The sequence below is a fragment of the Kitasatospora sp. NPDC015121 genome, assembly GCF_055562955.1.
Map to the genome: position 1 here is coordinate 136,408 of NZ_JBVHEH010000002.1, position 14,049 is coordinate 150,456.

Consider the following 14,049-nt stretch of genomic DNA (forward strand, 5'->3'; position numbering starts at 1 on the left):
GCGCGCCGATCCGGCAGGATCCGAACGAGAGGGCCTGGCCACGGCACGCCTCAGGACGCGAAGCGCACCGTCCGGCGGTCCGCGTCGGGTTCCAGGAAGGCCAGCAGCCGCTCGCCCTCGTCCGTCAGCTCCGGGCGGCGGGCGTGCGGCAGCAGCGGGGTGAGGGTGAGGACGGCTGCGCCCCGGGCGCGGGTGTGCTCCCAGACGCCCGCGACCAGCCCGTCCACCAGGTAGGAGGCCAGCAGCGTGCCGTTGACCGCCCGGTAGACCCGCCGGTGGATCGCGGCGGGCAGCACCCGGGTGCGGTCGGCGTGCGAGAGCAGCGCGGCGTCCCACTTCGGCAGGAAGCGCACCGGCAGCTCGCGGCCCGGGTCGGACGGCGGCGGGGCGTCCGCCAGGTCGAGCAGCTCGCGGCCGTCCTCGGCGAGGTGGCGGACCAGCTCGCCCCGCTCGGCGAGTTCGGCCAGCGCCGGGTCGACCTGGCGCAGCCGCAGGCCGCCGAAGTGCGCGACGTCGGCGCGCGAGGCCGGCCCGTAGCCCGCCAGGTAGCGGCGCACCAGGCGGACGGTGGCGGCCGGCTCGGGCGGCAGCTCGCCGTCCCAGCACACCAGCCGCGGCTTGCCGTGCGCCCGCCAGTGCCCGGACGGGGCGACGTGCACCAGCGGGAGCAGCGCCCGCGGGTAGTGCAGCAGGTCGGCCTCGCGGACCCGGCCGCCGGACGCCTCGGCGGTGTGCGCGCGCAGCTCGTCCGTGCCGCGCGGGACGGCGGTGAAGGCGCGCAGGGAGGCTTCGAGCGCGGCCTCGTCCAGGCCGGCCGTCCGGTGCCGCCCGCGCAGGTCGGCCAGCCACTGGCGGCGCCAGGCCGCCGCCAGGTGCCCGTAGTCCGCCCCGGGGACCAGGTGCAGGGTGCCGCGCATCAGCGTCGACTTCACCACCGTGCCGTCCAGCAGCGCCGCCTCCAGGTCCCGGTACCCGAACCCGGGCAGTCGGGCCCACAGCGCCAGGTGGGGCGAGGGCGAGTACTGCGCCTGCAGCGCGGCCAGCCGGGCCACCGCCCCGGCGGCGCCCGACTCCTCGGTGCGGTGCAGCAGTTGGCGTTCGAAGAAGGAGACCGTCAGCTCGCGGTCGGACAGGGTGCGCACGGCCGGCACCGCTCAGCCCGCCGGCGGGGTGGCCGGCGGGGGCGGGGGGTACGCGTACGCGGCGCCGGGGCCGTCCGCGGGGGGCGGAAGCGGGGGGCCGGGCAGCGGGGCCGGGGGGACGGCCGGGGCCGGGTAGGCGGGCGGGACGGCCGGGGCCGGGACGGGGACGGGGACGAAGGGCAGCGGCGGGTAGGCGGGCGGGGCGGCGGCGGGGGCGCGGGTGGCGGCGACCGTGAGGGCGACGACGGCGAACACCAGCACGTGCAGCGCGAGGGTCAGGGTCAGCAGCAGGTTCTCGGTGCTCCTGGTGGCGTAGCCGGCCCGGCCGGCCGGGCCGGTGAACAGCAGCCACAGCTGGCCGACGACGGGGTACGCGAAGGCCCCGGTGAGCACCACGGCGGCGGCCCGGGTCCACGCGGCCCCGGCGAAGGCGCGGAAGGCCAGGACCAGGACGAGCAGCAGGTAGGCGGCGCAGCCGCCGCCGAAGCCGGCCGGGCCGGCCACCCCGTGGGCGTAGGAGAAGCCGAGCGCGGTGGGCAGGTAGTCGGCGCCGCCCTGGGACAGGTCGTACACCAGGACCCCGGCCAGCGCGGCGGCCTGCAGCAGCAGCACCGCGCCGACGGCGGGCAGCCCCCGGGCCGGGCCGGCGGGCCGGACGTACGGGGGCGCGCCGTACGGGGGTGGTGCGTACGGGAGCGGTGGGTGGCTCATGCGGTGGTTCCCCCTGGGAAGTTCGAGTGTCGGAGGGAGGCTAGCGGAGCGGGAGCGCCACCGGGGCCCTCCCGGGGCGGGGGAGATTAGACTCGGGGGCGCGAACCCGGAAGCCGTGGTCCGAGCCCTGGTGGTGGCTCGGGCCTCATGTGTTTCAGCCCGCCCCCAGGACCCCGGAGGCCCCGCCTTGAGCGACCAGCCGTACGCGCACCTGCACGTCCACACCGAGTACTCGATGCTGGACGGCGCCGCCCGGTTGAAGCAGCTCTTCCAGGAGGTCGAGCGGCTGGGGCAGACCCACGTCGCGATGACCGACCACGGCAACATGTACGGCGCCGCCGAGTTCCACAAGCAGGCGACGGCGGCCGGGATCACCCCGGTGATCGGCATCGAGGCGTACGTCGCGCCGGAGTCCCGGTCGAACACCAAGCGGATCCTGTGGGGGCAGCCGCACCAGAAGAAGGACGACGTCTCGGCGTCCGGCGCCTACACGCACAAGACCATCTGGGCCCGGAACAAGGAGGGCCTGCACAACCTCTTCAAGCTGACCTCGCGCTCCTACGCCGAGGGCTGGCTGGTGAAGTGGCCGCGGATGGACAAGGAGATCATCGCCGAGCACGCGGCGGGCCTGATGGCCACCACCGGCTGCCCGTCCGGCGAGGTGCAGACCCGGCTGCGGCTGGGCCAGTTCGACGAGGCGCTCCGCTCGGCCGCCGAGTACCAGGAGATCTTCGGCCGGGAGAACTACTTCCTGGAGCTGATGGACCACGGCCTGGAGATCGAGACCCGGGTCCGCGACGGCCTGGTCGAGATCGGCCGGCGGCTCGGCATCCCGCCGGTGGTCACCAACGACTCGCACTACACCACCGAGGCGGACGCGGCCGCGCACGACCTGCTGCTGTGCGTGCAGACCGGCAAGAACCTCTCCGACCCGGACCGGTTCCGGTTCGACGGCACCGGCTACTACGTCAAGTCGGCCGCCGAGATGTACGGCCTGGACTCCTCGGACGTCTGGCAGGAGGGCTGCCGCAACAGCCAGTTGCTGGTCGCCGAGCGGGTCGACACCGCCGGCATGTTCGAGTTCAAGAACCTGATGCCGCGCTTCCCGATCCCGGAGGGCTTCGCGTCCGAGGCCGAGTTCTTCCGGTCCAAGGTCTGGGAGGGCATGGACTGGCGCTTCCCGGGCGGCTACGACGAGGAGCACCGCAGGCTCGCCGAGTACGAGATGGACACCATCGTCCAGATGGGGTTCCCGGCGTACTTCCTGGTGGTCGCCGACTTCATCATGTGGGCGAAGAGCCAGGGCATCGCGGTCGGCCCGGGCCGCGGCTCGGCGGCCGGCTCGCTGGTCGCCTACGCGATGGGCATCACCGACCTCGACCCGATCCCGCACGGCCTGATCTTCGAGCGCTTCCTCAACCCCGAGCGCGTCTCGATGCCCGACGTCGACATCGACTTCGACGAGCGCCGGCGCGGCGACGTGATCCGCTACGTGACGGAGAAGTGGGGCGCCGACAAGGTCGCCATGATCGTCACGTACGGCACCATCAAGGCGAAGGCCGCCATCAAGGACTCCTCGCGGGTCCTCGGCTACCCGTACGCGATGGGCGACCGGATCACCAAGGCGATGCCGCCGGACGTGATGGGCAAGGGCATCCCGCTGTCCGGCATCACCGACCCCGCGCACCCGCGCTACGGCGAGGCGGGCGAGATCCGCGGCCTGTACGAGAACGACCCCGACGTCCGCAAGGTGATCGACACCGCGCGCGGCATCGAGGGCCTGATCCGGCAGCCCGGCGTGCACGCGGCCGGCGTGATCATGTCCGCCGAGCCGCTGACCGACCACATCCCGGTGTGGACCCGGCACACCGACGGCGTCACCATCACCCAGTTCGACTACCCCACCTGCGAGGGCCTCGGGCTCCTCAAGATGGACTTCCTCGGACTGCGCAACCTGACGATCATGGACGACGCGGTCAAGGCGATCGAGAGGAACAAGGGCGTCAAGATCGAGCTGCTCCAGTTGCCGCTCGACGACAAGCCCGCCTACGAACTCCTCGCCCGCGGCGACACGCTGGGCGTCTTCCAGCTCGACGGCGGCCCGATGCGCTCGCTGCTGCGCCTGATGAAGCCCGACAACTTCGAGGACATCTCCGCCGTCCTGGCGCTGTACCGGCCCGGCCCGATGGGCGTCAACTCGCACACCAACTACGCGCTGCGCAAGAACGGCCAGCAGGAGATCACCCCGATCCACCCGGAGCTGGCCGAGCCGCTGCGGGAGATCCTGGAGCCGACCTACGGCCTGATCGTCTACCAGGAGCAGGTGCAGAAGGCCGCGCAGATCCTGGCCGGCTACTCGCTCGGCCAGGCCGACCTGCTGCGCCGCGCGATGGGCAAGAAGAAGAAGGAGATCCTGGAGGCCGAGTTCGTCCCGTTCCAGCGGGGCTGCCGGGAGCGCGGCTACTCGGACGCGGCGATCCAGGCGGTCTGGGACGTGCTCGTCCCGTTCTCCGGCTACGCCTTCAACAAGGCGCACACCGCCGGCTACGGGCTGGTCTCGTACTGGACGGCGTACCTGAAGGCCAACTACCCGGCCGAGTACATGTCGGCGCTGCTCACCTCGGTCAAGGACGACAAGGACAAGTCCGCGGTCTACCTCAACGAGTGCCGCAAGATGGGCATCCAGGTGCTGCCGCCGGACGTCAACGAGTCGGACGCCGACTTCACCCCGCACGGCAGCGACACCGTCCGGTTCGGCCTGACCGCGATCCGCAACGTCGGCGGGCCGGTGGTGGAGTCGATGATCCGCACCCGGAAGGCGAAGGGGAAGTACACCTCGTTCCCGGACTTCCTGGAGAAGGTCGAGTCGGTGGTGTGCAACAAGCGCACCGTCGAGTCGCTGATCAAGGCCGGGTCGTTCGACTCGCTCGGACACACCCGCAAGGGCCTGAGCGCCCAGTTCGAGCCGATGATCGACAACGTGGTCGGGATCAAGCGCAAGGAGGCGGAGGGGCAGTTCGACCTCTTCGGGGGGGACGCCGTCTCGGACGAGCCGTCCTTCGGACTGGACGTGGTGTTCACCGAGGAGGAGTGGGAGAAGTCCTTCCTGCTCACCCAGGAGCGCGAGATGCTCGGCCTGTACGTCTCCTCGCACCCGCTGCACGGCATCGAGCACGTGCTCGCCGACAAGGCGGACTGCGCGGTCGCCGACCTCGCCGAACGGCCGGACGGCACCATCGTGACGATCGGCGGCATCATCTCGGGCCTGCAGCGCAAGATGACCAAGCAGGGCAACGCCTGGGCGATCGCCACCGTCGAGGACCTGGCCGGCTCGATCGACTGCATGTTCTTCCCCGCCAGCTACCAGCTGGTCTCCTCCCAACTGGCCGAGGACGCCGTGGTGTTCGTCCGCGGCAAGCTCGACAAGCGGGAGGACGTGCCGCGGCTGATGGCCATGGAGCTGTCGGTGCCCGACCTGAACAACATCACGGCGCAGCTGCCGATCGTGATCACCGTGCCGGAGGACCGGCTCACCCCGCCGATCGTCACCCGGCTCGGCGAGGTGCTGCGCAGCCACCGGGGCAGCACCGAGGTGCACGTCCACCTGCGCGGGGAGGCCAAGACGGTGGTGCTGCGGCTGGACCGGCACCGGGTGAAGTCCGACCCGGCGCTGTTCGGCGACCTCAAGCAGCTGCTCGGGCCGAGCTGCCTGGCGAGCTGAACGCGCGGGGGCCCCGGCGGAACGCGCGCTCCGCCGGGGCCCCGCACACGTGCGGACGGGTCAGTGCTCCTTGACCACCACGGTCTTGGCGCCCTTGTCGTGGAAGCACTGCTGGAGCGGCTTGTCCCAGAGCAGGGACAGCGCGTTGACCGCCGAGAACAGGCCGCCGACGACCGGCACCGCGCCCGGGCCGGCGTAGATCGCGACCCGGGTCCACAGCTCGTTGTCGGTCGGGCGGCCGCCGGTCGCGGCGCTGACCACCCGGAGGTCCATGACCTTCTTGCCGATGGTCTGCCCGTGCCGGGTCAGCAGCATGGCGCCCTCGTAGGCCGCGAGGACCACGGCGTCGACCACGAAGCCCAGGTAGTAGCCGGGGGTGAGGAGGTTCAGGACGAGGAGCGGCACGAACAGGACCGCCGCGTCGATCAGCCGGGCCAGCAGGCGGTCCCCCGGCGTGGCCAGCACCCGGGCGCCCGGGGCCGGCGGGTAGCCGGGAGCCGGGGCCGGGGCGAGCCACCCCGGGAGCCCCCCGCCCTGCGCGTACTGGCCGTACGGGTCCTTCTGCGGTTCGTAGCCGGGGGGAGTGCTGCTGCTCATGCGTACGACTCCAGCTCAACTGTGGGGAATCCTGGAGCCGTTGTACCGGTAATGGGGTGAACGTGGAAAGGACGATCCGACAATCGTTACTCAGCGCCAGTGGTAACGGCGCTTCAACGCGTCGACCACCAGCTGGAACCGGGCCCGGTCCAGGGCGCACGCCTCGCGCCGCATCCCGCCGTCCCGTACCCGGAACACCCGGTCCAGCGCCACCCAGGAGTCCCGCCCGCTGCGGTCCCACGGCCCGGCGCCCAGCGGCACCCAGTCCCGGTCGTCGGCGTGGCCCTTGCTGGAGAGCATCACCGTCAGCAGCGAACCGCCCGCCTCCCGCGCCACCACCAGCACCGGCCGGTCCTTGCCCCGGCCGTCGTTCTCCTCGTACGGCACCCAGGTCCAGACGATCTCGCCCGGGTCCGGGTCGCCGTCGTGGTCCGGCGCGTACTCGGTGCGCACCGCCCCGACCCGCTCGGCCCGGACCTCCACCGTGGCGTCCGGCCCGGACCGGCCCGGCTGCTCCTGCTCCTCGTTCAACTGACGCATGCCGGAAGGGTAGCGATCACCCGTGGACGGCGGGAGGGTCAGGCCGAGCGGAGTTCGGCGGGGACGGCCGCGTGCAGGGCCGCCGCGAAGGCCGCCACCGCCGGGTGGGCCGCGCCGCCGGCCCGGAACGCGGTGCGGGTGCGCCGGTACAGCGGCAGGCGGGTCAGCGTGACGCCCGGCGGGCAGCGGTCGATGCCCAGGTGCGGCACCAGCGCCACCCCCTGGCCCACCGCGACCAGGGCCAGCTGGGCGGCGAAGTCGTCCACCCGGTGCCGCACCCGCGGACTGAACCCCGCCGACCGGCACACCCCCTGGACCATCGCGTGGCACAGCGTGCCGACCGGCGAGGTGATCCACGGACTGTCCCGGTGCCCGGCCAGCGGGGCGGCCGAGCGGGCCGCCAGGTACAGCGGCTCGGCGAACACCGGCCCGGTCAGCGCGATCCCGTCCTCCGGCTCGCCCGGCACCAGGTCGTACTCGTGCACCAGCGCCACGTCCAGCTCGCCCGCGCGCAGCGACCCGGCCACCGCGGCCGGGTCGACCTCGGTCACCATCGCCTCCAACTCCGGGTGCCGGGAGGCCAGTTCCGCCAGCGCCGCGGGAACAATCGCACGCACCGCGGACGGGTAGGCGCCGATCCGCAGCGGCCCCGCCAGCCCCGTCCGGGCGTGCGCCAGCTCGGCACCGGCCCGCTCCAGCAGCTCCAGCACCGCCTCGGTGTGCCGCACCAGGTTCCGCCCCGCCGGGGTCAGCGCCACCCGCCGCCCGGTCCGCTCCAGCAGCGGCACCCCCGCCTCCCGCTCCAGCACCGACAACTGCTGGGACACCGCCGAGGGGCTGAACGCCAACGCCTCCGCGACCGCCGCGATCGTCCCGTGGTGGGCCAGTTCGCGCAGCAACCGCAGCCTTCGCACATCGAGCATCGGCCAAGCTTACGAGAAGCATCGGAAACGTGAACTGGACCCGCACGGTCGCCGCCCGGCAGGCTTCCCGCATGGAACTCCACGGCATCCACGTCCCGCTGGTCACGCCCTTCACCGCCGACGGCGCCCTCGCCCTCGACGCCCTGGAACGGCTCGCCCACGACAGCCTGGAAGCCGGCGCCGCCGGACTCGTCGCCCTCGGCACCACCGGCGAACCCGGCTCGCTCACCGCCGCCGAACAGGACGCCGTGGTCGAGGTCTGCCGCCGGGCCGCCGACGCGCACGGCGCCGTCCTCACCGTCGGCACCGGGCACGGCGGCACCGCCCGCACCGCCGAGGCGCTCACCGCGCTGGCCGGCCGGGCCGACGCCGCGCTGGTCGCCGTCCCCGCGTTCGTCCGCCCCGGCGAGGCCGGCGTCCTCGCCCACTTCCGGGCGCTCGCCGAGGACAGCCCGCTGCCGCTGGTGATCTACCACATCCCCTACCGCACCGGGCAGCCGCTCGGCGCCGCCGCCCTGCTGGAACTGCTCGCGCTGCCCGGCGTCGCCGGGGTCAAGTACGCGCCCGGCGGCATCGACGAGGAGACCGTGGCCCTGCTCGCCGCCGAACCGCGCGGCGTCATGGCCGGCGACGACCTGTTCCTCTCCCCGCTGCTCGCCCTCGGCGCCGACGGCGGCATGCTCGCCTCCGCGCACCTGGAGACCGCCCGCTTCGTCGCCCTGCACCGGGCCTGGCAGGACGGCGACGCCGCGCTCGCCCGCAAGCTCGGCGCCGAACTCGCCGCACTCTCCCGCGCCGCCTTCGCCGGCCCCAACCCGACCGCGCTCAAGGCGCTGCTGCACCGCGCCGGGCGGATCCCGACCCCCGCGGTGCGACTGCCGCTGCTCGCCCACGACTGAGCGGCGCCGGATCGCACGCAGGATTTCCGGCGGGAAAGGCCCCTCACAGGAGGGATTTCCGCCGCGGACGGGAAGCGTTCACGCTTTGGGACGCCCCCACCGAAACCCGCTCTGACAAGGCATGATGGGCCGGGACAACCGGCACAACCGGTAGCAGGAGGAGAGACGGATGAGGATCGGCATCGTAGGTGCCACCGGTCAGGTCGGCGGCGTGGTCCGCGAGATCCTGGCGCAGCGGGACTTCCCGGTCGAGCAGCTGCGGCTGTTCGCCTCGGCCCGCTCGGCGGGGCGCGCCCTGCCGTGGAAGGACACCGAGGTCACCGTCGAGGACGCCGCCACGGCCGACTACAGCGGCCTGGACATCGTGGTCTTCTCGGCGGGCGGCGCCACCTCCAAGGCGCTGGCCCCCAAGGTCGCCGCCGCCGGAGCCGTCGTCATCGACAACTCCTCCGCCTGGCGCCGCGACCCCGAGGTCCCGCTGGTCGTCGCCGAGGTCAACCCCGACGCGATCGCCGACCGCCCCAAGGGCATCATCGCCAACCCGAACTGCACCACCATGGCCGCGATGCCCGTGCTGCGCCCGCTGCACGAGGAGTCCGAGCTGGTCGCCCTGGTGGTCTCCACCTACCAGGCGGTCTCCGGCTCCGGCCTGGCCGGCGTCTCCGAGCTGCACGAGCAGGCCCGCAAGGTCGTCGACGGCGCCACCGCGCTCGTCCACGACGGCGCCGCCGTCGAGTACCCGGCGCCCGGCGTCTACCAGCGCCCGATCGCGTTCAACGTCGTCCCGCTCGCCGGGTCGGTCGTCGACGACGGCAGCAACGAGACCGACGAGGAGCAGAAGCTCCGCCACGAGAGCCGCAAGATCCTCGGCATCCCCGAGCTGAAGGTCTCCGGTACCTGCGTGCGCGTCCCGGTCTTCACCGGCCACTCGCTCCAGGTCAACGCCCGCTTCGCCCGCCCGCTCGCCCCCGAGCGCGCCGTCGAGCTGCTGACCGGCGCCCCCGGCGTCCAGCTGACCGACATCCCCACCCCGCTGCAGGCGGCCGGCCAGGACCCGAGCTACGTCGGCCGGATCCGCGCCGACGAGACCGTCGAGCACGGCCTGTCGCTGTTCCTCTCCAACGACAACCTGCGCAAGGGCGCGGCGCTCAACGCCGTGCAGATCGCCGAGCTGGTCGCGGCCGAGCTGCGCGGCTGAGCGTGGCGCGGTGACGCGGTGACGCGCGAAGGGCCCCGGGCAGCCGCCCGGGGCCCTTCCGCGCTCACTGCCCCGGGTGGGGCGTCGGCCCGTCCACCGCGAGCGGGAGCTCCGCGGAGAGCGCGCCCGCCGTCCACTTGTCACCCGGCGCGTACCACTGGAACGTCCCCGGCCCGCGCACCGGCACGTTCAACGACAGCAGGCCCTCGGCGTCCGCGCCCGTCGCCGCCACCGTCGTCCAGGTGCTGCCGCCCGCCGGACGGAACTGCAGGTACGCGGTGGCGCCGTACTGCGGCACGTCCGCGCCGCGGTCCCAGTCGGCGCGCAGCAGGCGGCCCCGGACCGTCACCGCCCCGTCCGCCGCGACCCGGGCCGGCGCGGCCGCGTCGTCGATCCGCGCGGCGCGCTTCAGCGAGAACCCGGCGGCGTTCTTCGACACGTACCGGTCGCCGTCCCCCGCCCGGATCCGCAGGTCGACGAACCAGGTGCCCGCCTGGTCGTCGAACAGCGCCCGGGAGGTCGCCGCCACCGTCGCCTCCCCGCTGCACCGGGCCGTCGTCCCGGCCGGGTCCAGCGGCACGCAGGCCATCGGACCGACCTCCAGCGCCGCGTAGTTCGGCCCCCACAGGCCGATCGGGTCCACCGCCCGGATGCCCGAACGGTCACGCGCGGTCACCTCCACGGTGACGGTGCGGCTCTCGGCCGGGCCCAGCTCGACCGTCCGGCCGCCGTTGACGACCACCGACAGCAGCGTCGCGTCCCCGCTGGAGGTCTCCGGCGCGGTCGCCGGCACCAGCACCACGGCCACCGTCCCGACCGCCGCCACCGCGCCCAACGCCACCGCACTCTTCCGCACGGTGTCCCAGTATCCAGGGTCGGGCCGGACGCCGGGGGGTGGGGGAGGGAGGGGCGCCTGCGGCGTGAGGAGGGATGAGGGGAGGGGAGGAGGCGAGGGAAGGGTGGGCGGCGGGCCGGACGCCGGGGGTGGGGGAGGGAGGGGTGCCTGCGGCGGGTGCCTGCGGCGGGTGCCTGCGGTGGGTGCCTGCGGCGCGGGGAGGGAGTAGGGAGAGGGCGGGGGCCGGGCGGTTCGGTCGGCGAGCGGAGGGTAAAGGTGTGCCCAACGGTCGCCGGGCCGCCGGGCGGGGCACTGCCGTCGGGGGCCGGGCCGAGGAGGAGGTGCCGGAGATGGACCGCTGCGTCGTCCTGGTCGACGCGGGCTACCTGCTGGGGGCGGCCGCCAGCCTGCTCGCGGGGGAGCCCGGCCGTTCCCGGATCGCCGTCGACCACCCGGTGCTGATCGCCGCGCTGCGCGAACGCGCCGAGGCCGAGACCGGGCTGCCGCTGCTGCGGATCTACTGGTTCGACGCGGCCGTCGACCGCCGCCCCGCCCCCGAGCACCGCAGGCTGCGGGTGCTGCCCCGGGTCACCGTCCGGCTGGGCGCGCTGACCAGGGCCGAGGGCCGCTGGGTGCAGAAGGGCGTGGACGCCGCGATGCACGCCGAGCTGAGCGAGCTGGCCCGCAACCACGCCTGCGCGGACATCGTGCTGGTCACCGGGGACGGCGACCTGCTGCCCGGCGTCGCCTCGGCGAAGGAGCACGGCGTCGCGGTGCACCTGTGGGCGCTGGAGGCCGCGGACGGGGACTTCAACCAGTCCGAGGAGCTGGTCGGCGAGGCCGACGAGCGCCGGGTGCTGGACCGGGCCTGGATCCAGCGCTGGGCCCGTCCGCGGGAGACCGCCGCCGTGCCCGCCGCGGCCGCGGCCGTCGTCCCCGTCACCGTGCTGCCCGCCGCCGGGCCGGTCGCCGCGCCGCGTCCCCGGCCGGTGCCCGTCCCCGCGCCCGGCGCTCCGGTGCCCGCCGGGCCCGCGCCCGCCGCCGCCCGGGCCACCCCGCTGCGGGTCATCCCCACCCCCAAGGACCTGGCCGGACGCGCCGCCCCGCCGCCCGTCCCCGCCCCCGTCCCCGCCGCGTCCGCCGCCGCCGGGCCGGTGCTGCGCTGGTCCTCCGACCGGGGCTGGGTCGACCGCGCCGACGCCCCCGCCACCGCCGCCGACGCGCTGCCCACCCTGGACCGGCTGACCACCTCCGCCCAGCGCTGGGCCGACCGCGAGGAGGACATCACCAGCGTCGGCGGCGACCCGCAGGAGGTCGGCCAGGTCTTCGCCCGCCGCTGGCTGGACCGCCTCCCCGCCACCGAGCACCCCGGCCCGCTGTGGACCGACCACCCGCGCATCCCGCACCGCCTGGACGGCGAACTGCTCCGCTACGCCGCCCGGTTCGGCCTGCTCGCGCACAAGGAGGACCAGATCGACGAGCAGGACAGGTACGCCATCCGGGAGGGCTTCTGGAAGGAGCTCGCCGCCCGCGTCCCCGACACCCGCCACCACCCGGAGGCGCTGGAGGACCGCTGACGCCCGGCGCCCGCCCCGGCCCCGCGCCGACCCCGCGTGTCCGGAACGTCCCTTACGGCGCGTAGAGTCTTCCGTCGTGAGCAAGGCACCTCAGGGCTGCTGCACGGTCAGCGGCCTGGTCAAGACCTACCGGACGGGCGGCACCGAGGTCAGGGCCAACGACGGCATCGACCTCGCCGTCGGACGCGGCGAGGTGTTCGGCCTGCTCGGGCCCAACGGCGCCGGCAAGTCCACCCTGGTCCGCCAGCTCACCGGACTGCTCCGCCCCGACGCCGGACGGATCGACCTGCTCGGCCACGACATCGTCCGGCACCCCGAACGGGCCGCCCGCCTGCTCGGCTACCTCGGCCAGGAGTCCACCGCCCTCGACGAGCTCACCGTCGCCCTCGCCGCCGAGACCACCGGCCGGCTGCGCGGCCTCGGCCGGGCCGCCGCCCGCGCCGAGACCGCCGACGTCATCACCGAGCTCGGCCTCGAAGCGCTCGCCCACCGCCCGCTCGCCAAGCTCTCCGGCGGCCAGCGCCGCCTCGCCTGCCTGGCCGCCGTGCTGATCGGCGACCGTCCGCTGCTGGTCCTGGACGAACCCACCACCGGCATGGACCCGGTCGCCCGCCGCGCCGTCTGGAGCGCCGTCGACCGCCGCCGCGCCGAACGCGGCACCACCGTGCTGCTGGTCACCCACAACGTCATCGAGGCCGAGACCGTCCTCGACCGGGTCGCCGTGATCGACGCCGGCCGGGTCATCGCCTGCGACACGCCCGGCGGCCTCAAGGCCCTGGTCGACGGCCACGTCCGGCTCGACCTGGTCTGGCGCACCGACGCCCCGCTGACCGTCCCCGCCGTCGCCGCCCTCGCCGAACGCGCCGAGCGCACCGGCCGCCGCTGGACCCTGCGCACCACCCCCGAGGAGGCCCGCGAACTGGTCGCCGCCGTCACCACCGGCCCCGCCTTCGCCGCCCTCGACGACTTCACCCTCGCCACCCCCACCCTGGAGGACGCCTACCTCCGACTCGGCGGACGGCCCGGAGGACTCGCCCGATGACCCTGCTCGACGCCCCCGCGGTCAGCACCGCGCCCGCGCCGCTCGCCCCCGCCGCCCGGCTGCTGCCCGCGCTGGCCGCCGTCTACCGGGCCCAGCTGGCCCGCGCCAAGGTCTCCCGGATCCCGCTGCTGTTCGTCGCCACCTTCCAGTCGGTCGGCATCCTGGTGATGATGCGCGGCGTCGTCGACCCCGGCGACAACCCCTCCGCGCACGCCGTGGTGGCCGGCTCCGCCGTCCTGGTCGTCGCCTTCGTCGCGCTCAACCTGCTCGCCCAGTACTTCGGCAAGCTGCGCGCCACCGGCGGCCTCGACCACTACGCGACGCTGCCGGTGCCGCCCGCCTCCGTCGTCCTCGGCACCGCCGCCGCGTACGCCTCCTTCACCGTCCCCGGCGTGTTCGCCACCGCCGGCCTCGGCAGCTGGATGTTCGACCTGCCGCTCGGCCGGCTGTGGATCCTGCTGGCCGTCATCCCGCTCTCCGGCGCGGCGCTGGCCGGCCTCGGCGCCGCGCTCGGACTGCTCGCCCCCCGCCAGGAGCTCGCCACCCTCGCCGGACAGCTCGGCATGTCCGCCGCCCTGCTGCTCGGCGTCCTGCCCGCCTCCCGGCTCCCCGAGCCGGTGCAGTGGCTGCGCGACCTGCTCCCCTCCAGCTACGGCGTCGACGCCCTCGCCCTCACCTTCGCCCCCGATCCCGACTGGGCCCGCGTCCTGCTCGACCTCGGCGTCTGCGGCGCGGTCGGCCTGGCCTCGCTCACCCTCGCCACCTGGGCCTACCGGCGCGCCGCGAGGTAGCCCCCGGCGGGGGCGGGCGACGCGCCGGGCTGCTGGTCGGACGGGAGCGGCACCGCTCCGGGTGAACGTGCCG

At 74.6% G+C, this 14,049-nt stretch carries 12 protein-coding genes; 6 read left to right on the forward strand and 6 right to left on the reverse strand.

Annotated elements, in window-relative coordinates; genetic code table 11:
• Nucleotides 1-50: 50 nt before the first annotated feature.
• Nucleotides 51-1,142: a winged helix DNA-binding domain-containing protein gene (locus ACZ3J7_RS02575; protein ID WP_465616052.1), complete on the reverse strand. Its 1,092-nt coding sequence runs from the start codon at nucleotides 1,140-1,142 to the stop codon at nucleotides 51-53.
• 12 nt (nucleotides 1,143-1,154) lie between these two features.
• Entirely contained in the window at nucleotides 1,155-1,853 is a 699-nt protein-coding gene (locus ACZ3J7_RS02580) for a hypothetical protein (protein WP_465616053.1), read from the reverse strand.
• Between the two features lie 187 nt (nucleotides 1,854-2,040).
• Between ACZ3J7_RS02580 and dnaE the strand changes: the two genes are divergently transcribed.
• Nucleotides 2,041-5,574: a DNA polymerase III subunit alpha gene (gene dnaE / locus ACZ3J7_RS02585; protein WP_465616055.1), complete on the forward strand. Its 3,534-nt coding sequence runs from the start codon at nucleotides 2,041-2,043 to the stop codon at nucleotides 5,572-5,574.
• 60 nt (nucleotides 5,575-5,634) lie between these two features.
• Here the strand turns inward: dnaE and ACZ3J7_RS02590 are convergent, their stop codons facing one another.
• The 3 genes from ACZ3J7_RS02590 to ACZ3J7_RS02600 form a co-directional block, all read right to left on the reverse strand.
• Entirely contained in the window at nucleotides 5,635-6,171 is a 537-nt protein-coding gene (locus ACZ3J7_RS02590; RefSeq protein WP_465616056.1) for an RDD family protein, read from the reverse strand.
• 90 nt (nucleotides 6,172-6,261) lie between these two features.
• Nucleotides 6,262-6,711: a type II toxin-antitoxin system PemK/MazF family toxin gene (locus ACZ3J7_RS02595; protein ID WP_465616058.1), complete on the reverse strand. Its 450-nt coding sequence runs from the start codon at nucleotides 6,709-6,711 to the stop codon at nucleotides 6,262-6,264.
• Between the two features lie 38 nt (nucleotides 6,712-6,749).
• Nucleotides 6,750-7,634, reverse strand: coding sequence for a LysR family transcriptional regulator (locus ACZ3J7_RS02600; RefSeq protein ID WP_465616060.1), 885 nt, complete (start codon nucleotides 7,632-7,634; stop codon nucleotides 6,750-6,752).
• 29 nt (nucleotides 7,635-7,663) lie between these two features.
• Between ACZ3J7_RS02600 and ACZ3J7_RS02605 the strand changes: the two genes are divergently transcribed.
• Both ACZ3J7_RS02605 and ACZ3J7_RS02610 read left to right on the forward strand, forming a co-directional pair.
• Entirely contained in the window at nucleotides 7,664-8,533 is an 870-nt protein-coding gene (locus ACZ3J7_RS02605; protein ID WP_465616062.1) for a dihydrodipicolinate synthase family protein, read from the forward strand.
• Between the two features lie 169 nt (nucleotides 8,534-8,702).
• Entirely contained in the window at nucleotides 8,703-9,731 is a 1,029-nt protein-coding gene (locus ACZ3J7_RS02610) for an aspartate-semialdehyde dehydrogenase (protein ID WP_465616064.1), read from the forward strand.
• A gap of 64 nt (nucleotides 9,732-9,795) precedes the next feature.
• On the opposite strand, the gene ACZ3J7_RS02615 is transcribed toward ACZ3J7_RS02610, so the two are convergent.
• A complete protein-coding gene (locus tag ACZ3J7_RS02615; RefSeq protein WP_465616066.1) occupies nucleotides 9,796-10,587 on the reverse strand; it encodes a hypothetical protein in 792 nt (263 codons plus the stop codon).
• Nucleotides 10,588-10,916: 329 nt separating this feature from the next.
• On the opposite strand from ACZ3J7_RS02615, the gene ACZ3J7_RS02620 reads away from it, so the two are divergent.
• The 3 genes from ACZ3J7_RS02620 (at nucleotide 10,917) to ACZ3J7_RS02630 (ending at nucleotide 13,976) form a co-directional block, all read left to right on the forward strand.
• Nucleotides 10,917-12,143, forward strand: a complete 1,227-nt coding sequence (locus ACZ3J7_RS02620; protein WP_465616561.1) for an NYN domain-containing protein — start codon at nucleotides 10,917-10,919, stop codon at nucleotides 12,141-12,143.
• 76 nt (nucleotides 12,144-12,219) lie between these two features.
• Nucleotides 12,220-13,185, forward strand: a complete 966-nt coding sequence (locus ACZ3J7_RS02625; protein ID WP_465616068.1) for an ABC transporter ATP-binding protein — start codon at nucleotides 12,220-12,222, stop codon at nucleotides 13,183-13,185.
• The gene (locus tag ACZ3J7_RS02630) at nucleotides 13,182-13,976 is read left to right on the forward strand and encodes an ABC transporter permease (protein ID WP_465616070.1); all 795 of its coding nucleotides are present in this window, start codon (nucleotides 13,182-13,184) and stop codon (nucleotides 13,974-13,976) included. The genes ACZ3J7_RS02625 and ACZ3J7_RS02630 overlap by 4 nt, the downstream gene beginning before the upstream one ends.
• Nucleotides 13,977-14,049 lie beyond the last annotated feature (73 nt).

Excerpts from the sequence above, each read along its gene's own strand:
- ACZ3J7_RS02610 (WP_465616064.1), top strand. The coding sequence starts at position 8,703 with ATGAGGATCGGCATCGTAGGTGCCACCGGTCAGGTCGGCGGCGTGGTC.
- ACZ3J7_RS02595 (WP_465616058.1), bottom strand. The coding sequence starts at position 6,711 with ATGCGTCAGTTGAACGAGGAGCAGGAGCAGCCGGGCCGGTCCGGGCCG.
- ACZ3J7_RS02600 (WP_465616060.1), bottom strand. The coding sequence starts at position 7,634 with ATGCTCGATGTGCGAAGGCTGCGGTTGCTGCGCGAACTGGCCCACCAC.
- ACZ3J7_RS02620 (WP_465616561.1), top strand. The coding sequence starts at position 10,917 with ATGGACCGCTGCGTCGTCCTGGTCGACGCGGGCTACCTGCTGGGGGCG.
- ACZ3J7_RS02580 (WP_465616053.1), bottom strand. The coding sequence starts at position 1,853 with ATGAGCCACCCACCGCTCCCGTACGCACCACCCCCGTACGGCGCGCCC.
- ACZ3J7_RS02590 (WP_465616056.1), bottom strand. The coding sequence starts at position 6,171 with ATGAGCAGCAGCACTCCCCCCGGCTACGAACCGCAGAAGGACCCGTAC.
- ACZ3J7_RS02630 (WP_465616070.1), top strand. The coding sequence starts at position 13,182 with ATGACCCTGCTCGACGCCCCCGCGGTCAGCACCGCGCCCGCGCCGCTC.